Consider the following 25,130-nt stretch of genomic DNA (forward strand, 5'->3'; position numbering starts at 1 on the left):
AAAAATAGTGTATAATTATTCGTCTCCTAATTGTATTTAATTATGGCCTTTTCGAAATTTCTCGATCCAAAAAACAATTTCGCGTTCAAGAGAATATTTGGCACTGAGAAAAATAAAGATATTCTCATTCACTTTCTCAATGATATATTGGGCTTCGCTGGCAAAGATGAAATAGAAGAAATAGAATTTCTCAGCACTATCATGGATGCTGAGATTGCCTCTAAAAAACAAAGTATTGTTGATGTTTTCTGTACTGATTCTGCTGGAACCCAGCTAATTATTGAAATGGTGCGACCTGAAAGTCTTCGGTCATATTGTTTAAAAGGAGAGGAATTCCTTCAGAAAGAAACTAAAAGAGTTCTAAAACTTATTAAATCAGATGTTTTGCCATCTGAGTCTACGCATCAATGCGAATCGGGTAACCGGTTGGTGCCAAGCGATGCGGACAATGAACCTCCTCTTGAAAAAGAAGATGCTCAATCGTGAAAGGAGCATAAACTACAAGCATCATGTGGTTGGAGAGCTAGGCTTAGTGGTATGGTGAACGTAAGTGAAGCTTCATAAGTATCGTAACGATTAAAGAGCTAAAGATGCTGATAAGCTCCGACCAAAAGGTAATGTGACATTTTTCATTTCTGGATGTACGCAAATCACCGGTATAGAGAAGTCACCTAACCCACTGTTGTATGACAGAAGGAACAGGGTAAGCCTGTATTTCCGCCTATATGGCAAGCAAACCGCAAGGAACGCTGATGAAAATGCAGGTAAAGGATAATGGAGAAAGCGAATGCCATTTTGTAACGAAATGTATAGAATTTGTAACATTAATTCGCGTGAAAACGAGCAGATTTCCATTTGGTCCCTCGTGACAAGAAACTTTGTTAACCACTTGAGGTAGAGAAGCAGATGACCTTACCCACAGAAATGATGAAGAAATTAGGAATATTTTTTACAAAAAGGACAATACTAACAAAAGAACTTTATTCTATTTAGAATATAAAGTTACAATAAATTTTCCTGTCATCTCCAAATAAATTACATTAACTTAGTATTGTATATTGTTAATAACTTAAATAATACAACCATTTTCAGCAACAAAAACCAAAGGTCTTGAGATACAAGATACTGTCTCTGCTGTCAAACAAATTATCCAACAAAATTACAATTAAATGGTTGATTATTTTTAAGAATACCAAAAAAGACATGCATTAATTTTCGCATTAACGCAAGAACTATGACTTTTGGACATTTGCCTTTACTTGCTAGACGCTGACAAAACTTTTGAAAATGATTATTATGGTTTTTGACTACTATAGCTGGCATATAAAGAGCTTTTCGAATACGCTCAGATCCTATTTTGCATATGCAACTTCTCTTACTTACTGACGATCCCGATTGATAATGTCCTGGATTTAGACCAGCAAAAGCTGTAAATTGTTTAGCATTGTCAAAGTTATCAACTGATGGCATTTCTGCGACAACAGCAACAGCAGTAAGATATCCTATACCTTTTATAGTCTTAAGGTTTTCCACCATATTTTTTAGATGTGGATAGTTATTTATATGCTCATTAATTTCTTTTTCGAGAACAATAATTTGCTCCTCTATTGCCAAAATTACTTTAGATATAGCTTCTTTGCAACTGGAATGCATATTTTTGTTTTCCAAGCGATTTGTCTGTTGCACCTTATCATCTTTTAGCGATTGCATGCAACGGTAAAGCTCCCTCAAATGCCTCATTTCAGGTGTAATGGGCTTCCAAAGAGCAGGTTTGTTGGCGATACAAAATCTAGCTATCATAGCTGCATCTGATTTATCTGTCTTATTTCTGAGCAGCTCACTTTTGCCAAAAGCTTTGATTTGGGCTGGGTTTACTATACTGACATTATGTCCTAAATCGTGCATAAAAGTAGCCAAATCTTCTCCATACCAACTAGTTGCTTCAAGACATAAATGAGTAAGATTTGCTCCATGGCCATTGCACCAAACTACAAGTTTTGCAAAACCATCTTGATTATTTTGAAAGACTTTGTGTCGTTTTTTACTGTCCACTAACAAACAAACATCAAATTTCTTTTTTGAAATATCCACACCCAAAATAGCATTTACTTGCATAAAATTGCCTCCAAGACTATAAATAAACTGAGAGTTTAGACTAACCTTGTAATACGGGATATAATTCCAAAAGATACTGTTCAGTCTTTAACTCTATGGGAGGGAAGCAAAATCTGGGACTCGGCCTTAATGGCATTAGTGTCGCATCAGCTTCACCCTCCCTGTGAGGTATTTTAGCTCTAATGCCTCACATCATAAAGATACAAGTGTCAAGCACTGAAATGACATCATAGGGGCTTGCATGACATCATTCTTTTTCTTGGATCCAAGTAGTCTACCAAATGATACATACGAACTTTTCTTTATAATGATTTCACTGTGCGCTAAAATCAGCTATATTGGCTCATTTTCGCTAAATTTACATATGAACTGTTTTGCTCAAGCTTATGGAAATTATTTAAATCTTCTATTTTTACAATCCTATTTTTACGCTGCTTGTTCTCAAAAATGTACGACCTTTTTTGAAGGACTCAACCACTATCGGCTGAGAGCCGAAAGGTTGGATATAGCGCTGGAAGCGCGATGAGAAGCTAAAGCTACTCCAATCTTATACTAGATATAGAATGAGGCTGATGTGCATCTGTATGTTTATTGATGTACTCATTAATGACTTCATCTGTGATATGTCCGCTGGTAGCACTAAAGTATCCTCTTCCCCAAAAACGCTTTCCCCAGTACATTTTATTTAGCTCTGGAAATTCTTGTTGAACTTTGCGTGAAGACCTGCCTTTGGCTCTTTGAACAAAATCACTCACAGCTATATGAGGAGGTATTACTACGAATAAATGTAAATGATCTGATGATATTACTCCGTTTTCTATCTTAATCCCCATTTCTTCAGATACTTCTGCTATGATTGTTCGTACTCTCTCCTTCATAGCCTTAGTTAATACTCTGTACCGATATTTTGTAATCCAGACTATATGGTACCTATGATAAAATACAGTGTGTTTTCCTTTGTCATATTCCGTCATAACTATACTTTATAAAGTACAGTTATGACATTGACAAACTAAAGTTTCTCCACCTAGAAGGTGGAGGCTTGTACCATCTTATGGAAAGTAAATAATTGAATTCTTTATAACACTAACTAGCATGTACTTTTACTAAAGTATTCTTTGAAAAAGTTAGTTGACTTATAAATAATTATCTACTAATACTGGCATGTGTTTGTTTATTCTGCTGAAGTTGCTCCACGTAGGTTTACTGTAAAAACTTCAGCAGTTTCCGTACTCCTCTAAAGCATAATGCTCTTATAGTAGTGATATCAAATATAGGTCTTAACCATGTTAATTTACAGTAAAATTAGCTCAAATTTGGAGTCATAAGCAACTTTTAACCTATCTACATACTCCATTGTTACTCACCATAAAAACTTAACAAGAGCTTAACGATATGAGTAGTAAAAAGATTATGGTTATTGATTTAATGTTATATATTGCATACAATATATTATGTTTAGAGAGGTAAGTATGGGTGAGTCTACTGGGATAGTAAAATCTATCATCAATCTACTAAAACCAAAATCCAAACCAGAACCATCTGATTTTGAATATGAATCCATTATAGAACATCTATCATCTAAAGAACATTTATTAGATGAACTGATGAATGATATGTGGTACTCAGGAGATTTACCATCAGTTAGAAACTATAATGAACCATTATCTTTGATAGATAGCAAACTTGGATTAAGTGAACAGATTTGTGTGTGGTTTGCTCTAGATCATGACCTTACACCAAGTCAACAAAAATTAAATAAAAGGTTACTTAGTGCTCTAAAATGTTTAACTTCTAACTGTGGTTCATTTGATAATACTGAGCCCCTTGAAGAATTTTTAGATGAGAATAAAAACAATAGAGATTTAAAGATGATTCTTAACCTCAAAAGAGGAGAATCTCAGTCAACAGTGTTGCATGGAGTTGCAGGAGCAAATATTGGTGGATTTCGTCCCCCAGGAGATCAGGCTATAGATTTACTTTTAGGTGCAGGTGCAGATCCTAACACACAAGATAGTAAAGGAAAAACGCCATTATACCTTGCTGCTGCCAAAGGTCATTACGATAATGTAAACTCTCTTCTCTTAAAAGGAGCTAACCCTAATATAACAACTAGAAAGGGCAAAACTCCACAACAAATAGCAACTAATAAACTCTGCTATAATATAGAAGAATTATTTCTAACTGATAAACAGAAAAAGTTAAATGCAGAATTGTATGACTTACTTGTACTCGATTCAGACTGCACTAAAAATTTAAAGGAGTTTTTAAGTAAGCATAAAAGAGACTCAGACCTAAAAGTGGTGCTAAATATTCGGCAAGGAATGGGTGAATCAAAAGTATTTTCTTATGTTGATCGTTTTTCTTGGGACAATGAAGGTCTTATTCAAGAGTTAAGAAAGATATTTTTAGAAGCAGGAGCATTAGATTATGCTATAAATATTTATCGTCAGCAAAAGGAAGGACAGGCCAGTAAATTACTCGTTAATTTAACTTCAAATCAAAAGGAGAAGTTAAATAAGTTTTCTGATAAGGTATTTCGAGCTCAAAACATGGCTGAACTTGAAAAGATTGTAAACGATGCTATAAAGTCTGGTGTACGATTAAACTATTCTCTTTCACAAGATTTCTTTTCAGGTAATGAGTACACTTTTACCGATTATGTGATGAAAAAAATCAGTGAGTTGGAAAAAAATCCTAAAGTTTCTAGTAGTATAATATGTCAATTAGTATCAAAAGGGGCAGTGTTTGGTAATACAGTTGATGCTAACACACTGACATCAGAATTTAAAGAGCATAAAACTAACCTAAAAAAAGCTTATATAGATTATGTTAGCAGTTCTCATAAGTTTATTGAAATCGCAAAAAGTGCAACCAATAGCGAGCTAAAAGATGCAAGAATAGACAACTCCGTTTTTTACTTAGAATATTCTAAAGATAGTAAAATAGACATTGTAAAGATAATAGATGGGGCAAGGGATTTAGGTCTAACAGATGGGGATGTAAAGTGTGGAAGAAATATAGTAAAGATCGGTAAAAGTGAAGTAGAAATTAAAACTGAAGATGGCATAAGGAATTACACAGATCTTACAGAAGGCAGCGATGTAGTATTAACTTTCTATACTAGTTTGGGAAATGTAGACGTTAGGCTGTATCCTGACATACAGAATAAAAACAAAATTATAGTAGAAGTGAGTAATAGAGAGGAAATATTAGAAAAATTCAAAGGTCGCGAAGAAGAGTTAGGCAATGATTGCGCGCTAGGTGACTACTGGGTCCACTATGCTATTGAACAGGGATATTTTGAAAGATCTGGTGGATTAATGCGTCCTGAAGTAATAAGCGAGTCTAACAACAAATGGACAGAACGTGAAGAGTTAAGAAGGACTTCTGATCCTAGGAGAGAAGTTTCTAGGTAGATTAATTTGCTAAAAAGCTGAAGATTATTATTTAAATATAAACTATTATAATTTATAGATTAAGGAGTTCGTACCAATGTCTTCTAAGAATACTCTTTTATATTGTTTTTAAGCTGGCTACAAAATGAGGATATGGAACATACAATTGGCTGAGCTGCCTTTTATACTCCAGGTTTACTATTAAAATATGCAGCTAAAATTGGATACATTTTCCATCACTATTGTGTCCGATATGCTAAAATCTTCATCATTTATGTTGATATTTTCGCATAATTGATTCTGTAACATTGACTTACTTTTCTATATCAATCTCAACATCTATAAATTAAAACCGTAAAACTTCTCTAATTGTTCACTCCATAGCATCGGTATTTCTCTCAAATCAATTAACCTTAAACCTCTCGGTTGCCTCCCATTTACTATATCTTCTTTAATCTTCGGAGCTAAATAATTCAACCTTAAAATTTGCTGTATACGTCTTGTACCTATACTAATTTTGGCACTCAGCTCTTTCACACTTTCGTATTTTCCTTCCTCCAGTTGCCGTTTCCACGAATGGGCTCTCACCACTGCTTTCAGTAGCGCATTATTTGTTTTTCCTTCTGGTTCTACCACCGTGCATTTGTTCCCTTTCTTTTTTATTGGTATAAATTCTACCTTATCCTCTGAGCTCACCTCTATTCCGTCCTCTCTCACCGTTACTCCCTTTATTAATTTTTTCACTACTTCTTTCTGCTTTCCAAAACTTAAATTTTTCCATTTTTCTTCCCTCTTTTCTTTCCCATTTTCATATAGCTGCTCTGTCTTCCTCATTACTTCTTTTTCTACTTCTCCGGCTACTACTGTTCGGTTTACTGATTCACAATTCTTCCCCCTTAAGTGATTATTACATATGTAGTATCGATACCTTTTATTCTCTTTTTTTGAGTACGTTAGCGTCATGTTTACATCACAGCTTTTGCACTTAATTATTCCCCTAAGTAGCGCTTCCTCATATTTTGCTTTTCTATATGGTTGGTTCTTTATCAATTCCTGCGCTTTTTGCCATTTTCCTTCCTCTATTATTGCATCGTGCTTTCCCTCATACTGTTTGTCATAATGTCTTATCCTTCCCACATATATCGGATTTGTTATTATTCTTCTCACCGTCGCTTTTTTAAAGATATCTGCTTTCGTTCTGTAACCTTGACTATTTAGCTCCCTTGCCAATTCTGCCATTGATTTTAGCTCCATATACCTCTCAAATATATGTTTTACTATTTTCGCTTCTTTTTCATTTATTATTAATTCTTTATCTTTCACATCATACCCAAGTGGCACAGTTCCCCCCATCCACAATCCCTGCTCCTTTGATGTTGCTATTTTATTTTTTACTCTCTCGACTATCATCTCTCTTTCTAGTTGTGCTGCACCTGATAACACTGTTTGTACAAACTTTCCCATTGGCGTATTATTATCAAATATTTGTGTTACTGCTATAAAATTTACTCTATGCCTTCTAAAAAATGACGTTACTTCGATGCTGTCTTTTGTTTCCCTTGATAGTCTGTCTAGTGTGTACACTACTACACAATCTACTTCTCCTCCTTTAACATCTTCAAATAATTCCTTTATTGCTGGTCTTTCTAAATTTTTCCCTGAATAGCCACCATCATCGTACCTTTTGGCCAATGCTACCCAGCCTTCTTTGCTCTTTACGTACTTCTCACATGCTACTCGTTGCGCATCTAAACTGTTAAACTTCTGCTCTAGTCCATCCTCATTTGATTTTCTCGTATATATCGCACATCTTACCTCTTTTAGCATTCTTTCTCCTTATCTCTCATTCCAAATAGAAGCGGCCCATTGTAGCTCATTCCCATTATTTTTCCGGCTACTGCTGACAATGACGTGAAAAATTCTTCTCGGTAGATTAAACCCTTATCTGTTACCATTACTGCATGCATCTCTTCTCCTCTCTCTAGTATTAATTCTGTCCCTTCTACTGGTAATTTATCGCTACTTATTCTTTTTCCCTTCTCTAGCCGATCTGCCAGATACTCTAGTCTTTTTGTCCCCTTTCTTGACATTTCTCCATACGCTTTTTCCTGCATTCTATAAGCTAATCTCGGTATCAGATATTTCTTTGAGTATCTAGGCGCTTCTTCCCCATATACCTTCTTCCACATTTTTCTCAGCTCATTCAAAGGTTTTCTCTCTAAATTCATTACTTTCTTTTCTATTTCTTCCTCCATGTTTTCAGCCTCTCATAAATAACTTTTCAATTCTGTCCGTTTCTTTCTTCAATATTTCAGTGATCTCTTTGCTGTTTTTCGCATAATCCATTGCTGTCATTCCAAATTTATCCGCTTGTTCTATTTCTCCTCCAGCTTTTACTAGCTCTTCCACTATTTCTTTTTCACCTACCATGCACGCAAGGTGTAGAGGTATGCATTTATTTCCATATTCCTCAGCATTTACATTCGCTCCTGATTTTATCAATTCTCTCACGGTTTCTATGCGTTTCTCCGTTACCGCTAGATGCAGTGCTGTATATCCTCCTACATCTGCTGCATTTACATTCGCTCCTTTTTCAACTAATAATCTCACTGTTTTTGCGTCTACTGCGTAATGTAGAACTGTTCTTCCCTTTTTGTCTCTTGCATAAATACTTTTAAATGAGTTCTCTAATAATTCTTTTGCTGATTTATTAAATTTGCCAAGCTTTAACATAATCCACCTCACCTTTTCTTTAAAATCAAGTCCCCTTTTTAAGCCTTTCTTCCTACTACATTTTCTGCCTCATCTATCATTTCGTTCACTTGGTTCATTATTTTGCTTGCTAAATTTCGACATTCTTTCTTTATTAGCGATTTGTCTCTCTTCCTTATTTCTCCTATTTCTATTATTTTTAGCTCCGGCATGTAGCTTCCATTCAACATGTCTGCTATTTCTCCTACTAGCCCCTCTATTCCATAGCACGTCAGTTCTCTACTTTTTGTTATTCCTCCTTTTTCTCTTAAAAATTTACTTGCCTTTTCACTCTCTTCTCTATCACACAAAGAATACTTTTCACTTTCCCAGATATAGTACATTGGTGTTGCACCATATTTATTCAGTTGATTAACTTCAGCTCCTGCTTTTACCAGCTCTTTTATTATTTCAACTCCTGCTCCTCCTATTTTGCACGCAGAGTGCAGTGGCGTACATCCAGTGACATATTGAGTGGCATTTACTTCTGCTCCTTCCCTTAGCAGCACTTTTACATTTTCTAAGCTTTTCGCAAATACTGCACAGTGTAGTGGTGTATAACCATTTTTATCCCTTGCATTAACCTCAGCCCCTTTTTTTATTAATAATCTCACTGTTTTGTAATCAGAGATTTCTACTGCTTGATGCAAGATCGTCTCTCCTTCTTCATTTCTTTTATTAATGTTTTTACTTGATACTTCTTTAAAAAACTTACTAAAAGATTCTTTGCTAAACTTCATACTTACCTCACAAAACTAGCTTTTCTAGCGTCAGATAAATTTCTTATATTTACCTGCTGCTATTCAAGTCATGTCCTTTTTAGCATGAGAAAGCAAGTCCTTTTCTTTTTATTTCATACACTTTAAACTATTGTTAATATAATATATGAGGATCTAAATATAAGTACTTAACTTATTACACATATTACTTGACTATTTTTCCAACTTCTGTGCAAATGTTGATGTTCGTGCCATTTCAGTACTCCTGGGTAAAATACTAAAATATGATTTTCTAATTCGTGTATTGAATCTTTTTGCTCTGAATTTAAATCGTTTTCATACCTAATATTGTGTTCTGCTATAACATATCCTACTATTTTTTGGTCAATGAAGTTCTTTGTTTGATAAAAATGAATAACGCTAAATCTTTCTAAAATTGGTTTGTGTTTTAAATTCCAACGTTGCCCTGAAAGTTTATCGTTTCCCAATACAAATTTATTTCCTTCTTCTTCTATGCTACCAACCGGAAAGCACGCATTTGTTTCTCCTAAGTTCCAACTGTCCGATAATACTATCTGCGCTTTAGCAAATTTAATCGATGGTAATAAGCTTTGAGTCAGAGGATACAGGGCTTTTAAGTTATACCACTGATGACTTCTTTCATAAATGCCTTTGTAATCCTTTGTGTGAGGCTCTGTTTCCCCAAGAACTGCTACATTCAACCGATATATGTCATTACTAAATGCTTGTTCATAATGCTCTCTTAAATAGTTGTCTACAATCTCTACTAACGGACCTCTGGAACTGAAAAAATTTATTCTTCCAAACGATAGTACTGGTCCATCTTTTTCAACCTTTGTACCTGAGTAATCTGATAATAAGCTGCCAAATACACTCTCATCTAAAATAAACCTGTCAACGTTGTAATAATCGTTAAAAATCCTCATTAGCCGCGATCTTACGGGTAACGATAGTTTTGCAAGCTCTACAACCGCATCTACAAAGAAGTTATTTGGAACATCCCTTATCCCTATCTGTAACTCAAAGAAATGCTTTCCAGGTGGCTCTTCGATAATTGTAATATCTTCTATATTTGCCCATTTTAGCGCTATTTTTAGTGATGCAGGTGTTCCTCTTAAACGCTGAAATTCTACCCCTTCTTTTATCGCTCTTCTTTTCTCTTTTGCCCAACGCAGTATCTCTTCTAAACCATATTCTTCTATTATCCATGGTGATATTTCTTCTTTCAGGCTGAACTTAAACCCTCTGATGAAACTTGGATTAACTTTATAATCGATTGCATCAACCAGCGCTTGCTCTTGCTTTGTTGCGTTTGGCGGTAATAAACTTTTCATTTGCTTTTTCTTGCTCTAACTCTTTTGCTTATATGATACATAAGTGAACAAGAGATAATTCTAACCTTGGTACAGAAATTTCCTCATTAAAAGTGCATCTGTTACTAAATGTGCTTAACGTAAAAACTGCTTGCCGTTACATTAGACATACTACTTCCAGGCTCATTTAGAGATACTCTGTTTTTTTTATTATCTTCTATTCTATGATTTCTACCACCAAGAGATACAATACCTTTGTTGGCAATGCAAATTACCATAGCACCATCAGATTTTGTGAATATCTCTTTCTCCTCGCTTCTAGTATAGTTATGGCTATCATGCAACGCTTTTGCAATACTGTAAATGAGCTTCATATCACCATATGATACTTTTTCAATGCCAGCTCGTGTCAATGCTTTTAGGTCTGAACATATCCTGCCTGCAATTTGGTTAATAATAGCTTTTCTACCATGCAACCCTCTTTGAATTTCCACAATATCAATCTCAATAATAGCTGTTTTGTCTTCCTTACTAAGTTTGATGTTGGGATGTTCTCTTTGCAGATCGTCAATTTCTTTCTGCTTTAGTTTGTTCACTTTACTTGAAAAGCACCTGGGTATTGAAAATGCAACAAATCCAGATTCAACTTTCAAGATCTTCATGCCCAACTCTGTACTGCTTCTTAACATTTCTGCATGTAAACAAACCCTTGGATAACCATCCACCACTTCTTTTAATGCAACTCTTGCATCTCTTTTAACCTTATTTGATGAATTACACCAATTACATGGATTAAATACATAAACTATTGCATGTAATGGCAAAAGTAGTGCTCTGCCTACAGCCCCGCAAAAGTTTGCATTTGATTGTTGTTCCTGTGCCATTAAAATACCCCCTAATGTTACCTATCTAAGTTTTGTATTCCACATATACAATATAATCTGGGGAATATCGTGTCAATTGATTTACTGCTAATGTAATATGTTCAAAAATATTATGAACTTCTTAAAAGTGCTTACTAGTAAAAGAACACATTTCAAATCCTATATTTCCTCTAATTTAACATGACCAAGAACTGCACATTCATTACCTAGAACCACAACATCCTCTTTTGGCTCGATTAATTCCACATTTTCTACACCATCTACAAATAGATTCGCTATTATCCAAGATCTTGTCACACTCCACCCTAATCTTTTTGCTAATTCAAACTTCTGAATAAACTGCTTCTTAATTTCTTCCTCTGATATTACAGGACTTACGCTCACTCTGCTGTGAATATCTATTTCCGTAATATTGCAACCAATTACTGTTACTGTATCTGTTAAAACCCTTATATCATCTCTAATAACCTGCTTTTTTACAATTTCTAGTAGCTCTTCTGACACCATGCCAGTTGTGGATAATTGTGTTGATAAGATTGAAATCTGCACTTTACCTGGTGTAGGCGATTCTACTAACGCATCTTGAACTCTGCTATCTGCTGACAGTGCATGATAACGATAATACTCTTTACTTCCTCCTGTACTCCAGCCTTTTATTTTTGCTTTTACCCTCTTTCTAAATCTTTCATCATCTTCTTCTTTTTCCCTCTCTACTCCGTAAAACTCAGCCAAATTATCAAGATCTTCTCCCATTGCAAACTTAAGTAAATTACTTTTTACAGCTTCGTTTATTCTTTGTCTTAGTAACAATTCCCTCCATGCTGCAACTTCCAAAACCTTCATCGCTGGGTCACTTTCTACTAATGCTGTAAAACTTTCATCTCTCTTCACTAACTCTTCCTTCATCCGAGAAAAAATCTCTTCAAAGTTCAGTGGTTCGATAATATTTGGCTGCTGCATACTTATATAACCATTCCATCAAAGCGAATGTTTTTCCCACTTGGTACATATAATCCTTCTAGGTCAAGCGTTACTTTTCCTTCTTTCACCTCTGTCATTTTTACTTTTTCTAACTTAAATCTCCTCTCAAATTTCCCCAGTGCTTCTGCTGTTGATGCATATATCTCAAGTGTTAAATCTCTATTTATCGGTTTATCAACTAATTCAAATAGCCTGGAACCATAACTTCTCCTCATTATTCTACTGTTTACTGGAGTGGTTAATATATCAATAATTGATTGTTTAAGATGGTCTATTTCTTCTAACGCTTTTCCTGTTTTAGCATCAATACCCTTCATTTCTATTTTGCAAAAAAGACGCTTTCACTGCCTTTTATTACTTTAAACCCACATGAAACCATATCACCAACTCTTCCCACTCCAAGCCCATTGGCAAAAACTGTTTTTGATCCTTCAATTAATACTCTTCCTTCTGTAAAATTATCTCCTTTACGGCAAACTGGCTTACCATTTACAAAAACATTGTTACTGCCGCTAATGCAGAAATGCGGTATAGCTTCTCCACAGTAGTCCCCTAATCTCACTATTCCTTTGTTCAATTTAAGTCGATCCTTTCTGCTTTCAGTTTTATTTCACTTTTTGTCATTTCTATACTCGATCCTCCAGCCTTCAGTGTTATTTTGTCTGCTACTTCAATCTCTAAATGATGCTTCTCTTTATCATATGTAAACTTTGTTCCATCTTGAAACTTCACACTATTTATTTCTTTTTTATTTTCTAGTGCAGGGTACTTTTCCTGATATATTCCTGGTAATACTATTCCTAATGATAACTCTCCCAATGGTGACAATACTAATACCTGTTCATCGATATCTGGCGGAGACCAATCTCTATCTTTTCCTGCTTTACTCGTTATCCACGGTAAATAATCTGTTAAAAATTCTCCTATTTTCACTCTTACTTTTGCTTTTTCATAATCTACTTCTTTTACAACTCCTATACGAATGATATTCGCTACTTTTCTCTGTAACTCTGCAATGGCAAAATTATTTTCCAACATGCATTTCTCCCACTGCTATTTTATGTGGCTTAATTTTCCCCTCTTCCCATACTGATTTACCTAAATGAAGCTGATGACTCCAATCAACCATCCACACCAAATATGCATCTAATTCGGGTCTAAATCCGTCAATTTCCGCAGAGATAAATTCTCCTGGCAAAACATTTTTCACGTTCCAAGTATTTTTATTTACTACTCTTGCTACTTCTGCTGCTAATGACCTTACAACTAACGAGGAATTCTCGACTGTTCCATCAACTACAATCCTCGCTTCAAACCTTGCTTTCAGAGCTAATTCTTCTGTTCCTGGATCACTTCCTTTTTCAAAGCTGCTAAGTTCCACAAATACCGCTGGTGCTAATAATTCTTTCCTTATTGCTGGATAAATTTCACATGTCTGTATAGCCGGTATTTCTTCCTTCAGTGTGCTGCAAATTGCTTGATGTAAATCTTGCCAATTCATATAGGTGTAATGTCACTTAATTCGCGGTGGAAGAATTTTTCAAATACCTTTTCAACTTCATAATTAACAAGATTCCCTATTATCCTTGAAGCCTCAGGTTCTAGTGGCAACTTAACTTCCTTTATTGGCAATGCTGCTCTTCCTTCACGCTTAAAAATACCGCTATTTCCTTTTGGCATAACTGCTGCAAATCCTCCTATAAACTCATGCTTTCCTACTTTCGATCCTCTTCTTATTTTTTGTATTTTGCCAATTGTCGATGCTCTAATGTCATAGAGATTTGCTCTAATTAACACTTCTAATCTGCTAGTTTTCACCTTAAAAATTCTTAATCTCTTTCTTATCAAACTTAATTTTATTCTCTTTTCCTCACTGATTTCCTTAGCTGCTTGTGATTTTAGCCATATTGCTGTTTTGTTCAGCGCTTTTATAGCTGCCAGTCTTATTTTCTGCTCTTTTCTTTCAATATTGGAGATTATTTCATTAATATTGTTATTAGTTTTTATATCAAACACTTTCTATTGCCTCAATTTTCCATATTTTACCTGAAGAATCTTTTAACGGTGGTTCAAAAATCTTGTAGAACCTTTTTTCAATCTTGATATAATCACCTATGCTAAAGGAAGTAACGTCCTGATCACGTATTTCTATAGAAGCAATTTGCTGAGTTAATGCTCCATCTGCACCTAGAGAGTAAGTAGTCTCAGGACGTTTAATTAGCACTTTTATTCTGCGAATACCCTCCTTATTTCGATTACAATATATGGCTTCCACTCCTAGATGCTTAAAACAATCCTCCAATAATTGCTTAATATTCTCTTGCATATTTCTTTTTGATATACTAACCTTTACATGCTAAGAAAGCGCATACCGGTAGAGTCGTTCTGTGCCTCACCACCTTGTAGTTACTCTACCAGTATTGTTATGCTGCAACAATTTTTGCTAGTATTCCTGGTCTATGGCACATTGGCAGAGGATTTGACTGCGTATGCAAATCAGTTCCTCTATCAAATCTTCTTGGCTCTTGTTTTGCATAAAGTGGCTGTCCAAGAGTATTTACTGTCTCATTAAAGTCTGCTGGTGCAAAATATGTTGTAAATGTGCTTGCTGTTCCTAGTGGAAAACAGTGCCCTGTATCTTTGTCAATAAATCTTCTCACGGTTCCTTCAGGATCAGTTGCTTGTCCTCTATATTCCTCAAATGTTATTCCACAAAACGTAAATCCTGACCTCATATCATTTCGAAGTGCTGCACCTTCTTGCCATCTTTCATATGCTTCTTTCACTTTACTATGCGAAGTTAATGCATCAAAAAACTCAGGGCTTACCAGTGCATGAATTCCAGTCATATATTCACCACTTAGATTATCTTCTATATGCCGGAGTACTTCCAGACACTTACGTTTTACATCAGTTGTCGCTGTTCCCAGTGCAAAATTTACTACTTTTGGTGTAATTTCAAATTCGTTGTACAGATTTAATAATTCTGACCCGTCAGCATCAAGAATAATTCCCTTCAGCGCTCCCATTCGCAAATGCTCTAATGTTATTGCGTGTTTGTTTCTCATTAGCTGCAAATGATCAGTTATTACATCCGCCAGCGCTTTCAGTTCACTTTCTGATCCAAATGCTCTTATTCCTTGCACTTCTTCTGGTAACACTACATCATCATGTGGGATATGTGGAATCGTAAATGTTCTTACCTTTCTTTTGCCACGCTTTCCCACTGTTGCTGGTGCTCCTGGAACTTGCGTTGGTAGTAAACTTAATACTCCATTTTGCTCTTCTATGGTAATATGTCTAAATCTCACTGACCTACTTGGAAATAAATTTAAATTTTCAATTCGTCCATAATTTATCGGCAATATATTCATCGCATTTGTTAGTGCCGTCATGCTAAATGCTGTATTTGTAAATGGATTTTGCATTGAATTTCTCCTTAAATTAGACTGTTTTGCGAATGATAATTCCACGTGTTTCTAGTTGTTTTATCGCTGCTGTTTTTTGCTCTTCAGTTATATTTGCTGGCCACACCACTGCATGATCTGCTAGCATTGCACTGCGAGTAATAATTACTCCTTTCATGTCAGAATCTTTGCTATGTATATCGGTTGTAATTACTCCTACTGCTGTTTGTGTGCCGTCTGTTCCAGTGGGGTTCAGCACTCTAATAAAACCATCATCTGTCTTCTTGGCAACTACTGTACCAAGTTTAATATTTTGACCTTTCGCTACAGTTATTTGGTCTCTTGAATATAGACTTGATGCCTCATACTTTAATAAGTCACCTAGATTATTTTGTTCGGTTATACATGTCATATTTTCTTTTCTCCTTTTTTTCCTTTAGTTTTACCGCCATGTTTGTAGTTATTGTACGCGGCGGTTATAAAAATACTTTAACTCCTACGACTTCTTGCTACCTGTATCATTAAATCTTCTCCTGAATTCTGTGGTATTGCACTCAGTATCTCTGTCTTCTTCGTTCGCTCTGCTAGCAGTTCCATTAAAACTTCCCTGGCTTGCTCAACACTGACGCCCTGCTCAATAAATTCTCCTATCTTTTCTGGCATCTTTGATATATTACATAATCTTATTATCTCTAAAATTTCTCTACGATAGTTCTCGTAGCTTTCCTCAATTAACTCATCAGTTGTCATACTAACACTCCTACTTTTATGATTGTTGATAAATTCAAAAAATGTTGTAACTCCATCTGCAAGACCTATTTCTACTGCTTTCTCGCCAAAATATAGCCCTGCTTCCGTTGATTTGATTGCTTGTATAGAAAGATTGCGATTACGTGCTATTAGCTGGACGAACATTTCATATAGTCGGTCTACTTCTTTTTGTAAGCTTCCCAGACTTTCAGACGTCATTGGCTCATGTGGATTTAAATCATTCTTTCGACTACCAGCAAAGATTGTGGTGTACTTAATACCTTGCTTTTCATCAAATCTACTTTGATCTATATGACTTGCTATTACTCCAATACTGCCAACACCAGAAGTTCTGCTCACAAATACCTTCTCAGCGCTTGAAGCTATTGCATATGCAGCAGAGTATGCATCATCATTTGCTATCGCTATTATCCTCTTTTTTCCTCTTGCACTATAGATAAAATCAGCCAAGTCGAAAATACCGTTTACTTCCCCTCCTGGACTGTCTATATCCAAAAGGATTGTTTCTATACCGCTATCTGCTAATGATTGTGTAATTTGTTCTTCTATTTGCTCATATGATGTCATTCCAAGCATTTTATCAAACGCACCTGGTTTTTTCGTCAAGATTCCATAAATTGGTATTATTGCAGTTCTTTCTACATTACTTTTGATAGAGTGCTTTATGTTTTTAAACGTGGGATGTTTTTGATTGTTCAATGACAATAGCTCAAAACTCCTTGGTTCAAGCATTAATGGTTTTCCTAAGAGCATCATAATCCTTTACAATCAGAGTCAAACATTAAGTTAAGACTATTTGCACGCTTTTGATCTTCAGCAATTTCCTGGTCAATTTCCTCAGCATCATAACCCATCTCTGACACTACTTCTGACCTACTCTTAAATCCATTTCTTACTGCCATTTGCTGTGCTTGCTGATCTTTCAGTGGATCCACCCAATCAAATCCCTGTGATATCCATTTTACTTCTTCTTTCGCTGCTTTTACTACTTTTTCATCTGTACTCAGTTCTCCAGAAAGTACTGCTAACTCTAGCCATCTACTCCATACTGGTCTGCAAAATTGAAATACCATAATGTTGTGTTGCAGCATAGCACATCTACGACGAAACTCTATTAATCCTGCTCTGATTGATGAATAATTAACACCGGTTAAATCTCCTGTTAGCTGTTCATATGTTATCCCTGTACCAATCGCTATTCCCCTCAGTTGCTGTCTCATAAATGCTTCATAACTTCCCCCAACATCAGACGGCTCTGAAAATTTTATGTCTTCTCCTGGGTCTAAAAGCTGCATTGTTCCAGGTTCCAGTCCAGATAGTGCTACTCCTTGCTCATTACTTTCACCTTCTCCTAAAATATTTGCTTCTGGATCAAGTCTTGTAATAAACCCTGCAAACATCGCTGCTGTCTTTTTTCTCACTAATTCTGCATCATCGTATTGATCAAGCTCATAAAGCTTTAGCAGTATATTAGAAAGCCAAGGCTCCCCTCTGATTTGCCCAGGTCTTAATGGTCTATAAATATGTAAAACATCATTTGCTGGCACTCTCACTGATTCACCAAACGAGCCTTCACCAGGGTGTTCTTTAAATAAGTAATAAGCTTCTCTTTGACCAAGCCTGTTAAACTCAATCCCATTTCTTATTACATTACCATTTCCTAAAGTTTGATTTGTTTTATTGTCTAAATGTTCAGACTCAAGTACTTGCAGTTGTAATGGTATAGAAAATCCATCCTCTAGCTTTCTTGTTCGGAGTCGTACAAAACATTCTCCTCCCTCTATCATGCTCCTACATACCAGAGCTTGTAATCCATAAAAATCACTTATTCCGCTACTATCTGCTTCATCTGTCCATTTTAGCCATAATTCTTGTACTTTCTTTCGAAATTCCCCATCTCTTGCTTTTGATTGCGGTTTTATTCCTGTTCCAATAGAGTTACTTACTATCGTATCAATTATATTTGCAGCGTAAGGATTTTTTCTCACCATGTCACGTGATCTACTACGTAAAGTTTCAAGGTTTTGAGACAGCAAATTGTTTATACTTCCTAACTCTGGTTGAAAGTGAAAAAATCTTCTTCCTGAGCCTGCTGCATCCCAAGCAGAACTTTTGATTTTTGGTTTGTTAAACAATTGCTTGAAGGTTTTTAGCAGCATTTATAAAATTCCTTTACTCGTTGAAAAAATAATCTTTCTCTTTGGCTTCATACCTGCAACTTTTAACTCAGCCTTAATTCGTTGTCTTAAATTCAATAAATCATTTATCTGAACTTCCCCGTACCGAACAACATGATCACCATATGCAATTGATACTACTCGCTCTCCATTTTGTAGTTTCTTTATCGCTTCTTCAATTTGAAACAAATACTCTTCGTTATACATTTTCCAACCACTTACTCTGTCTTACTTTTTTAGGCTTTTTACTTTCTGATTTTTCACTTAAACTATTCCATTTACTCTCTGGCCAACGATCAATTCCTAAAGCAATAGATGCTGCTCTCGCGTAAATTCGGCAATCTAGTACTTCATTTCTTTCTCTTACCTTTTGCCACTCTTGTTTAGTATATCCTTTCACTACCTTGCTGACTAATTGCTCTGCTGTTAGCTGCTTAAAATATTCAGGTGCGTACTCAGGAAAATGACAGTATCCAGGTAGAGCTTTTCCTTCTTCTTTTAAAATATTAAGTAATTGAAAAAGCTCTGATTTTAATATCGATACTCCTACTGGCCATAGCTTTATTCCTCTTTTCAGCTTTTGCCCGCCAACTGTTATATCAACTCTACTTGGGCTACTCAGCGGCACTAGTGCTTTATTTACACCTTTCACTGCCATTACTCTTCCAGAGCCCTGATGACCTCTTACCCAATTGTATACTTCTTGCGTTGCATATCCAGCATCAACTGCCATCATGCTTATCATGTATTCAAGCCCATTTTTACCAATAAAATGATGATTGAGGAGCTCCGAAAGCCTTTTCCATACTTCTCCACCTCCTGTATCTCCTTCAAATACTCGATAATCTATTGACCAGTTTTCACGACTTTTTCCCCATGCGACAACTTCTACTTCTAACCGATCTTTTTGGACATCAACACCTGCAGTAAGTACCACTTCTCCTTTTGGTACTGTGCCTATGGGGAAAAATTCTCTTCTGTTAAATAATTGCTTCCAGTCTGGTACTTCTCCTTTATCTACCCAAGTTTCTCCTAAAGTGGTATTTATCCAAACTTTCAGTAATTGTTCACTTTCCTTTGCATGGAGAAAATCCTCTACTGCTTGTTGCCAACTATACCAGCCTACTGGACTATAAAGACTTGAAAGATGAAATCCTTTTTTCTCACCTTTTACTCTATTAGTAGGCCTCCATTCTCCACGTTCAAGCATCTCTGTCTTTTGATGATTTTCTATCTTTTTACCGCATTCTATACATATATAGTGTGCTGTATTTGGATTTTTATCTTCCCATTTTATTTGTGACCATTTTAAAACTTGATAGTAATTACAATGCGTACATGGAACAAAAAAATATCTCTTATCTGTTGCTTCAAATTCCTTTTCAATTCTGCTTATTCCATGAATTGTTGGTGTTGACACTAAAAAAATCTTTCGCCGTGCAAATGTATTAGTTCGAGCAATACTGAGCAGTACTGGATCTCCTTCTCCTCCTGAATCTCCTGGATACGCATCTATCTCATCAAGAAAGAGATATTTTACTGGCATAGATCGGAGGCCTACACTGCTGTTTGCTCCAGTTATTACTACTATTCCACCTGGAAATTCCTTACTTTGTACAGTATTGCCTGAATCTCTTGACCTTGGGTCTTTTACTTTACTTTTTAAACATGGTGTACTCTCAATTAGTGGTGCAAATCTTCCCTTTGACCAACGCTTTCCCATTTCAACTGTTGGCTGCACAACTAACATTGGTCCTGGTGTTTGATCGATGATATAGCCAATCCAATTGTTACCAGCTTCTGTTCCCCCAATCTGTGCTCCTTTCATGAATACTACTTTTTCTGCTGGTGAGGACGGAGAAAGTGAATCCATGATTTCTTTAAGGTATGGCGTTCTCTCTGTTCTCCATTTACCTGGCTCTGATGCTGCAGTTGCTGCTAAAACTCGATACTCATTCGCCCACTCTGATACTTTAAGCTCTGGATCTGGTCTTAAACCTTCAGAAAAAGCTGTAGCATATATCATTGTCTGCATCTACTCATCATTGGTTCTATCTCAATATCATTAACAGTAGAACTACACTCCTCCAGTTCCATAAACATCTTTTTCTGAAATTCGTTTTCTATATATCTTTTGCTCACCTCACTTATCATTATTGCTATAACAAGCGCAAATATCCCTGTTATTGTTGCAAAAATGATTGCACTGCTTATTGTTGTTGTTATCAACCCTATATATACTGCTACTGCTATTGCGCTGACTGTAGTATAGATGCAGATAATATTATTATGTTTTTTCGTCCTTTTATCTGCTATTTCTCTCTGTGCTATATATTTATTATGAAGGGTTGGAAAATTAACAACGGTATCTCTGCAGAGCAATGCCCCATTTTTTTCAGTAAACAAAACTTTAAGTAACTCTAAATTGTTTGATTTGATTGCTAAGTGCAAAACAGGTGTATAATTTGCTCCTTTTTTCAGCAATAACTTTACTACATGTAAATGCCCTTTTTCTGCAGCAAGATAAATCGGTGATAGACCTTTATTATTTACAATATCAATATTGATTTCTTCTTTTAAAATTGCATCTACAATCTCAATTTCTCCTCTTTGTGCAGCTAAATGTAATAAACTATTTTTTTCAGATCCATATTTGTTGCTCATCAAAGCCTTCTTTATCTCAGGTTTAGCGTAGTCAAATGGTGTTTTACCGCTATCGTCTTTTACCAGAGGATCTATATCTTCTCGCGTTAGTAAAACTTCTATTGTTTTAAGTCTTTCAGCATAATGTAGTGGCGTTTTATTTTCGTAGTCTTGCAAATTGACTTGAGCATTAGGCTCCCTTATTAAGCATTTGAGGATATCCAAACACAAATCTCTTTCATCGTAATTAGTATTACTTACAGCTATATGCACAGGTGACAATTTCATTGAGTTTTGTCCCATGCGCGCACTATTTACATCTGCTCCAAGCTTTAGCAGTAACTTTACTATCTCCAACTTTTTATTATTAACTGCATAGTGCATTGGTGTCTGATTTCGTGCATCAAAGACATCTATTTCAGCGCTTCCTTCTTCCACTAAAACTTTGACAACATTTTCATGTCCTATGCCTGCTGCTAGATGTAATGGCGTATGATGCAGAGCATTTCGTACATTAACGTCAATACCTTTTCTTATCAAATATCTAACTGCATTAATTTCACCTATCATTACAGCTAAGTGAAGTAAGCTATCTTGTTCTGATCCGTATTTATTACTAATTAACGCTTGTAATATTTCTGCTTTTTTCCCTTCTTTGGCGTAATCTAAGGAGGTTTTGCCTTCATTGTCCTCAACAAAAGGATTAATATTCTTCTTCGTGAGTAACAAATCCACCATGCTTAATTCATCAAATTCTATAGCACAATGTAGTGGTGTCTTTCCATTTAATCCTCTGACATTAACATCTAATCCAGGTTGATTAATGAGGCACTTTATTAATTCTAAACTTAACTTAGCAGACATTATTAAAATTTAGCGTTAGATAATTCTTCAAGTGAGTTTGTAATCTCTTCAGTTAGCGCCATATGAATCTTTTCAGTCTCACTCAGTGATGCAAGCAGCGCTGAAACTCTATTTGGAATATTAAGCAAATTATTACGGACAACTCTTGCTACATTAAATGCTTCGGTTTTTACCTCCTCTACTGACACAAGTTCTCCTATCTCAGCCCTAGCTTTTGCCTCAAGAAGTTTACCTCGTTCCATTTCATTTTTTATTCTAGTTTTTAGCAACATCGTGGAAAGGTTACTTGTATTTTCATTTTCTGGATTTTTCCTCCTCAGTGGCTGACTTGGATCTCTTATTGCCGCTACTGCTTCATTTGCTTGTTCTCTATTGATCAAACCATCCTCCAACTCAACTATTCCTTTTTTTACTAAATAACAGACATATTGCTTTGATACTCCTATCTCTCTTGCCCATTCTGTTTGTGTTATTTTTTCCATCAACTATGTTTTTTAAAAAATTTTTTATTTGTGTAATTCTGTAACTTTGTTCAATCATGTGGACAATAAAAACCCGCGTGTCATAGAAATAAAATTTTATATCAAACAGCTGCGATAATAATTTCTGTTTAGCTAATGAATATGTGCTTTAAGTCTGTGTAGACGCACATATTCATTAGCCAATTTCAGTCACCGTTGTGAGAGTATGCAAATTAATTGCTTCTTTAAGTCTTGCATTAGCAATTACTATGATTTTCCGCATTAGAGCTGTTATAGCTACCATTTTCTTCTTACCACTTTCAACAAGCTTAGAATAAAAGGCACCAAGTACAGATTTGGACCTTGCAGCAGACATGGCAGCTGTAAAAAGCTTTTTACGGACATTACTTCTACCACCTATAATCCTTCGATAACCAACAGCTTTACCACTTTCCCTAGGATGAGGTGCAACTCCAGCAAGACTTGCTACTTCCCTTCTGTTTAAGTAACCAAGCTCCGGTATTAAACACAGAAAATCTTGTGATAACTTTTTACCTATTCCAGGAACTGTTTTAAGGATTTTTTGATGTTCTTGTAACTCATGACTTTCATCAATGATTCTTTGTATAGTATTATTTAGTTCATCTATTTGGCCATTAAAAAATTCAATAGTTTTTTGACAACTTTCTCTTATATGGTCGTTTTCAGGTGCTTCCAGTCTACATTTTTCCTGAGTTCTCATTTGCGTGATGTCATCACGACGTTGACAAAGTGCAACCAAGGTTGATTGTTTTTCAGAAGTAGGTACAAATAGAGAGAGAGTTCTATGGCGTTCAAATCCATATTGAGCAAGAGCTCTTGCATCTGATTTATCGGATTTTGCTAAAGTTCCGTGAGATAAAATAAAACTTTTTACTTTACGGGTATTAGCTCGATGTACGGTGATATTCTTGTCAATAAGAAAATGTGACAAACCAAGCTCATATTTTCCTGTATTTTCTAAAGTCACTAAAGAATTAGGTAAGATATCTGAGAACTTTTGACACAATTGTTGCCAACCAGAAGTATTATTGTCAAATTCAACAGCATTCTTCTGCTTGTGAAATGCAACAACATTCTTGAATTTTCCGATGTCAATACCAATAAAATTTTGATAAGATCTAACCATGATAACCTCGATAGTTTTATTAATTTAAGATTGTAAACGGGTGCATATATATGTCCCACACAACTATTCAAACGTATCGAGAGATGGGCTAGTGTACCTTGATGGAAACGGTTGTAATACCAACTTTTTTTCGGTCGCACACGCCCGTGATAGCTCTATTCCTATAGTGAGTAGGGCTATCTTTCCCTCTTATCTCTTTTATATCACATTTTTAACTTACAACTTTTTTCTTACTGTTTTTCTTCTTGAATCTTTGAAAAAGTTTTACCAGTACCAGAAAGAATTGCTTCCCTACCTGTGTACACTTGCCAACGTTTTATCGTTACATCTACAAATTTTGAATCTAGCTCTATTGTTCTGCAAATTCTTCCTGTTCTCTCACATGCAATCAGTGTACTTCCAGAACCGCTAAATGGATCAAGTACTATGTCTCCTGGTCTACTGCTATTAACTATTGTTCTCTCCATTAGCTCTACTGGCTTCATCGTTGGGTGTAGTGTATTGTGCGTTGGCTTATCATAAAACCATAGATCACTTTGATTTCTTCCTCCATGCCACTCACGTTTATTGCCGCTTTTCCATCCATAGAGCATTGCTTCGTATTGTCTTTGATAATCAGATCTACCTAGCGTAAAATGATTCTTTGCCCAAATGATAAATGTTGACCATTTTCCTCCTGCCTCTTCAAATGCTTTTTGCAACGTTGAAAATTCTGATGATGATATGCAGATGTAAATTGCACCTTTCGTATATGCTAAAATATTGGAACAGATGTCATAGAGAAAAAGCTCATACTTTTCACCTTGATTATCGTTTAATATTTTTTTATCTTCTCTCTCTTGGCTACTACCATAGTCAACGTTATATGGAGGATCACAAATAGTAATGTCTGCCATTTTATCGCCCAGTACTACTTTAAATGATTCAACTACAGAGCTATCACCACAATAGATTCTATGATCACCTAAAATCCAAAGATCACCTGGCTTTGTTATTTCTACCCTTTTTTCATCACCAACCAAGTCAGAAAAATCTTCTTTTTCACCATCTAAGTCATCAAGGAAATGTTGAACTTTTTCCAATTCAAATCCTGTCATTTTGAGGTCAAACTGCAAATCTTCTAATTCTTGAATTTCCACCTTTAAAAGATCATCGTCCCACTTTGCCCAATTAGCTGATTGATTTGCGAGTAATCGAAAAGCTTTAGTTTGTGGCTCATTTAAATTATCACTTAAAACAACTGGAATACTTTCCATACCAAGTTTTCTTGCTGCTTTGAGTCTTAAATGGCCATCAACCACAGTTCCATCGCTTTTTGCAACTATTGGTATACGAAAGCCGAATTCTCGAATAGAAGCACACATTCTGTTGACCACATCGTCATTTTTACGAGGATTACGCTTATATTCGACGAGATCTCGAGTAGGATAATAGTGTATTGCTAAATTCATATAATT

At 35.6% G+C, this 25,130-nt stretch carries 26 protein-coding genes and 1 pseudogene; 2 read left to right on the forward strand and 25 right to left on the reverse strand.

The window, feature by feature from the left end; all coding sequences use genetic code 11:
• Positions 1-42: 42 nt before the first annotated feature.
• Positions 43-288 (forward strand): annotated as a pseudogene (locus LA754_RS02460) (PD-(D/E)XK nuclease family transposase); the annotation flags it as partial.
• Between the two features lie 858 nt (positions 289-1,146).
• Here LA754_RS02460 and LA754_RS02465 read toward each other — a convergent pair.
• On the reverse strand, positions 1,147-2,115 hold the full coding sequence (locus LA754_RS02465; protein WP_077190114.1) for an IS110 family RNA-guided transposase: 969 nt from the start codon (positions 2,113-2,115) through the stop codon (positions 1,147-1,149).
• 536 nt (positions 2,116-2,651) lie between these two features.
• Complete coding sequence (gene tnpA, locus LA754_RS02470; protein WP_006279602.1) at positions 2,652-3,089, reverse strand: IS200/IS605 family transposase; 438 nt, start codon at positions 3,087-3,089, stop codon at positions 2,652-2,654.
• Positions 3,090-3,587: 498 nt separating this feature from the next.
• Between tnpA and LA754_RS02475 the strand changes: the two genes are divergently transcribed.
• Complete coding sequence (locus LA754_RS02475) at positions 3,588-5,534, forward strand: ankyrin repeat domain-containing protein (protein ID WP_457923683.1); 1,947 nt, start codon at positions 3,588-3,590, stop codon at positions 5,532-5,534.
• A 318-nt stretch (positions 5,535-5,852) separates the two neighbouring features.
• Here LA754_RS02475 and LA754_RS02480 read toward each other — a convergent pair whose 3' ends face one another.
• The 23 genes from LA754_RS02480 to LA754_RS02590 form a co-directional block, all read right to left on the reverse strand.
• The gene (locus LA754_RS02480; protein ID WP_457923684.1) at positions 5,853-7,340 is read right to left on the reverse strand and encodes a recombinase family protein; all 1,488 of its coding nucleotides are present in this window, start codon (positions 7,338-7,340) and stop codon (positions 5,853-5,855) included.
• Positions 7,334-7,768 (reverse strand): DUF2924 domain-containing protein, encoded by a 435-nt coding sequence (locus LA754_RS02485; protein ID WP_457923685.1) that lies wholly within the window; start codon positions 7,766-7,768, stop codon positions 7,334-7,336. Before LA754_RS02485 ends, LA754_RS02480 begins: the two co-directional genes overlap by 7 nt.
• A gap of 4 nt (positions 7,769-7,772) precedes the next feature.
• Positions 7,773-8,246, reverse strand: a complete 474-nt coding sequence (locus LA754_RS02490) for an ankyrin repeat domain-containing protein (RefSeq protein ID WP_457923686.1) — start codon at positions 8,244-8,246, stop codon at positions 7,773-7,775.
• Between the two features lie 38 nt (positions 8,247-8,284).
• Entirely contained in the window at positions 8,285-9,004 is a 720-nt protein-coding gene (locus tag LA754_RS02495) for an ankyrin repeat domain-containing protein (RefSeq protein WP_457923687.1), read from the reverse strand.
• Between the two features lie 167 nt (positions 9,005-9,171).
• Complete coding sequence (locus LA754_RS02500; protein WP_457923688.1) at positions 9,172-10,338, reverse strand: phage tail protein; 1,167 nt, start codon at positions 10,336-10,338, stop codon at positions 9,172-9,174.
• A 104-nt stretch (positions 10,339-10,442) separates the two neighbouring features.
• Complete coding sequence (locus LA754_RS02505) at positions 10,443-11,201, reverse strand: hypothetical protein (protein WP_457923689.1); 759 nt, start codon at positions 11,199-11,201, stop codon at positions 10,443-10,445.
• Positions 11,202-11,360: 159 nt separating this feature from the next.
• Positions 11,361-12,161, reverse strand: a complete 801-nt coding sequence (locus LA754_RS02510; protein ID WP_457923690.1) for a baseplate assembly protein — start codon at positions 12,159-12,161, stop codon at positions 11,361-11,363.
• A gap of 2 nt (positions 12,162-12,163) precedes the next feature.
• Positions 12,164-12,499 carry a GPW/gp25 family protein gene (locus LA754_RS02515; RefSeq protein WP_457923691.1) on the reverse strand — a complete coding sequence of 112 codons (336 nt, stop codon included), beginning with the start codon at positions 12,497-12,499 and terminating at the stop codon, positions 12,164-12,166.
• 2 nt (positions 12,500-12,501) lie between these two features.
• Positions 12,502-12,759 carry a PAAR domain-containing protein gene (locus LA754_RS02520; protein WP_457923692.1) on the reverse strand — a complete coding sequence of 86 codons (258 nt, stop codon included), beginning with the start codon at positions 12,757-12,759 and terminating at the stop codon, positions 12,502-12,504.
• Positions 12,756-13,220 (reverse strand): phage baseplate assembly protein V, encoded by a 465-nt coding sequence (locus LA754_RS02525; protein WP_457923693.1) that lies wholly within the window; start codon positions 13,218-13,220, stop codon positions 12,756-12,758. The genes LA754_RS02520 and LA754_RS02525 overlap by 4 nt, the downstream gene beginning before the upstream one ends.
• Complete coding sequence (locus LA754_RS02530) at positions 13,207-13,683, reverse strand: hypothetical protein (RefSeq protein ID WP_457923694.1); 477 nt, start codon at positions 13,681-13,683, stop codon at positions 13,207-13,209. Before LA754_RS02530 ends, LA754_RS02525 begins: the two co-directional genes overlap by 14 nt.
• Entirely contained in the window at positions 13,680-14,198 is a 519-nt protein-coding gene (locus LA754_RS02535; protein WP_457923695.1) for a phage tail protein, read from the reverse strand. Before LA754_RS02535 ends, LA754_RS02530 begins: the two co-directional genes overlap by 4 nt.
• The gene (locus LA754_RS02540) at positions 14,191-14,508 is read right to left on the reverse strand and encodes a head-tail joining protein (protein ID WP_457923696.1); all 318 of its coding nucleotides are present in this window, start codon (positions 14,506-14,508) and stop codon (positions 14,191-14,193) included. Before LA754_RS02540 ends, LA754_RS02535 begins: the two co-directional genes overlap by 8 nt.
• Before the next feature lie 97 nt (positions 14,509-14,605).
• Complete coding sequence (locus LA754_RS02545; protein WP_457923697.1) at positions 14,606-15,610, reverse strand: major capsid protein; 1,005 nt, start codon at positions 15,608-15,610, stop codon at positions 14,606-14,608.
• Between the two features lie 16 nt (positions 15,611-15,626).
• Positions 15,627-16,001, reverse strand: a complete 375-nt coding sequence (locus tag LA754_RS02550; protein ID WP_457923698.1) for a head decoration protein — start codon at positions 15,999-16,001, stop codon at positions 15,627-15,629.
• Positions 16,002-16,078: 77 nt separating this feature from the next.
• Entirely contained in the window at positions 16,079-17,113 is a 1,035-nt protein-coding gene (locus tag LA754_RS02555; RefSeq protein WP_457923732.1) for a S49 family peptidase, read from the reverse strand.
• A complete protein-coding gene (locus LA754_RS02560; RefSeq protein ID WP_457923699.1) occupies positions 17,113-18,519 on the reverse strand; it encodes a phage portal protein in 1,407 nt (468 codons plus the stop codon). The genes LA754_RS02555 and LA754_RS02560 overlap by 1 nt, the downstream gene beginning before the upstream one ends.
• On the reverse strand, positions 18,520-18,744 hold the full coding sequence (locus tag LA754_RS02565) for a gpW family protein (RefSeq protein ID WP_265042084.1): 225 nt from the start codon (positions 18,742-18,744) through the stop codon (positions 18,520-18,522).
• Positions 18,737-20,563 carry a phage terminase large subunit family protein gene (locus LA754_RS02570; RefSeq protein ID WP_457923733.1) on the reverse strand — a complete coding sequence of 609 codons (1,827 nt, stop codon included), beginning with the start codon at positions 20,561-20,563 and terminating at the stop codon, positions 18,737-18,739. The genes LA754_RS02565 and LA754_RS02570 overlap by 8 nt, the downstream gene beginning before the upstream one ends.
• On the reverse strand, positions 20,560-22,044 hold the full coding sequence (locus tag LA754_RS02575; protein WP_457923700.1) for an ankyrin repeat domain-containing protein: 1,485 nt from the start codon (positions 22,042-22,044) through the stop codon (positions 20,560-20,562). Before LA754_RS02575 ends, LA754_RS02570 begins: the two co-directional genes overlap by 4 nt.
• Positions 22,045-22,046: 2 nt before the next feature.
• Complete coding sequence (locus LA754_RS02580; protein ID WP_457923701.1) at positions 22,047-22,526, reverse strand: hypothetical protein; 480 nt, start codon at positions 22,524-22,526, stop codon at positions 22,047-22,049.
• 175 nt (positions 22,527-22,701) lie between these two features.
• The gene (locus LA754_RS02585; protein WP_077190439.1) at positions 22,702-23,673 is read right to left on the reverse strand and encodes an IS110 family RNA-guided transposase; all 972 of its coding nucleotides are present in this window, start codon (positions 23,671-23,673) and stop codon (positions 22,702-22,704) included.
• Between the two features lie 230 nt (positions 23,674-23,903).
• Entirely contained in the window at positions 23,904-25,124 is a 1,221-nt protein-coding gene (locus tag LA754_RS02590) for a DNA modification methylase (RefSeq protein ID WP_077190437.1), read from the reverse strand.
• Between the last annotated feature and the right edge of the window lie 6 nt (positions 25,125-25,130).

It is taken from the genome of Wolbachia endosymbiont of Muscidifurax uniraptor, assembly GCF_054149795.1.

Excerpts from the sequence above, each read along its gene's own strand:
- LA754_RS02465 (WP_077190114.1), bottom strand. The coding sequence starts at position 2,115 with ATGCAAGTAAATGCTATTTTGGGTGTGGATATTTCAAAAAAGAAATTT.
- tnpA (WP_006279602.1), bottom strand. The coding sequence starts at position 3,089 with ATGACGGAATATGACAAAGGAAAACACACTGTATTTTATCATAGGTAC.
- LA754_RS02475 (WP_457923683.1), top strand. The coding sequence starts at position 3,588 with ATGGGTGAGTCTACTGGGATAGTAAAATCTATCATCAATCTACTAAAA.
- LA754_RS02480 (WP_457923684.1), bottom strand. The coding sequence starts at position 7,340 with ATGCTAAAAGAGGTAAGATGTGCGATATATACGAGAAAATCAAATGAG.
- LA754_RS02485 (WP_457923685.1), bottom strand. The coding sequence starts at position 7,768 with ATGGAGGAAGAAATAGAAAAGAAAGTAATGAATTTAGAGAGAAAACCT.
- LA754_RS02490 (WP_457923686.1), bottom strand. The coding sequence starts at position 8,246 with ATGTTAAAGCTTGGCAAATTTAATAAATCAGCAAAAGAATTATTAGAG.
- LA754_RS02495 (WP_457923687.1), bottom strand. The coding sequence starts at position 9,004 with ATGAAGTTTAGCAAAGAATCTTTTAGTAAGTTTTTTAAAGAAGTATCA.
- LA754_RS02500 (WP_457923688.1), bottom strand. The coding sequence starts at position 10,338 with ATGAAAAGTTTATTACCGCCAAACGCAACAAAGCAAGAGCAAGCGCTG.
- LA754_RS02505 (WP_457923689.1), bottom strand. The coding sequence starts at position 11,201 with ATGGCACAGGAACAACAATCAAATGCAAACTTTTGCGGGGCTGTAGGC.
- LA754_RS02510 (WP_457923690.1), bottom strand. The coding sequence starts at position 12,161 with ATGCAGCAGCCAAATATTATCGAACCACTGAACTTTGAAGAGATTTTT.
- LA754_RS02515 (WP_457923691.1), bottom strand. The coding sequence starts at position 12,499 with ATGAAGGGTATTGATGCTAAAACAGGAAAAGCGTTAGAAGAAATAGAC.
- LA754_RS02525 (WP_457923693.1), bottom strand. The coding sequence starts at position 13,220 with ATGTTGGAAAATAATTTTGCCATTGCAGAGTTACAGAGAAAAGTAGCG.
- LA754_RS02530 (WP_457923694.1), bottom strand. The coding sequence starts at position 13,683 with ATGAATTGGCAAGATTTACATCAAGCAATTTGCAGCACACTGAAGGAA.
- LA754_RS02540 (WP_457923696.1), bottom strand. The coding sequence starts at position 14,508 with ATGCAAGAGAATATTAAGCAATTATTGGAGGATTGTTTTAAGCATCTA.
- LA754_RS02545 (WP_457923697.1), bottom strand. The coding sequence starts at position 15,610 with ATGCAAAATCCATTTACAAATACAGCATTTAGCATGACGGCACTAACA.
- LA754_RS02550 (WP_457923698.1), bottom strand. The coding sequence starts at position 16,001 with ATGACATGTATAACCGAACAAAATAATCTAGGTGACTTATTAAAGTAT.
- LA754_RS02555 (WP_457923732.1), bottom strand. The coding sequence starts at position 17,113 with ATGCTCTTAGGAAAACCATTAATGCTTGAACCAAGGAGTTTTGAGCTA.
- LA754_RS02560 (WP_457923699.1), bottom strand. The coding sequence starts at position 18,519 with ATGCTGCTAAAAACCTTCAAGCAATTGTTTAACAAACCAAAAATCAAA.
- LA754_RS02565 (WP_265042084.1), bottom strand. The coding sequence starts at position 18,744 with ATGTATAACGAAGAGTATTTGTTTCAAATTGAAGAAGCGATAAAGAAA.
- LA754_RS02570 (WP_457923733.1), bottom strand. The coding sequence starts at position 20,563 with ATGATATATGCTACAGCTTTTTCTGAAGGTTTAAGACCAGATCCAGAG.
- LA754_RS02575 (WP_457923700.1), bottom strand. The coding sequence starts at position 22,044 with ATGTCTGCTAAGTTAAGTTTAGAATTAATAAAGTGCCTCATTAATCAA.
- LA754_RS02580 (WP_457923701.1), bottom strand. The coding sequence starts at position 22,526 with ATGGAAAAAATAACACAAACAGAATGGGCAAGAGAGATAGGAGTATCA.
- LA754_RS02585 (WP_077190439.1), bottom strand. The coding sequence starts at position 23,673 with ATGGTTAGATCTTATCAAAATTTTATTGGTATTGACATCGGAAAATTC.
- LA754_RS02590 (WP_077190437.1), bottom strand. The coding sequence starts at position 25,124 with ATGAATTTAGCAATACACTATTATCCTACTCGAGATCTCGTCGAATAT.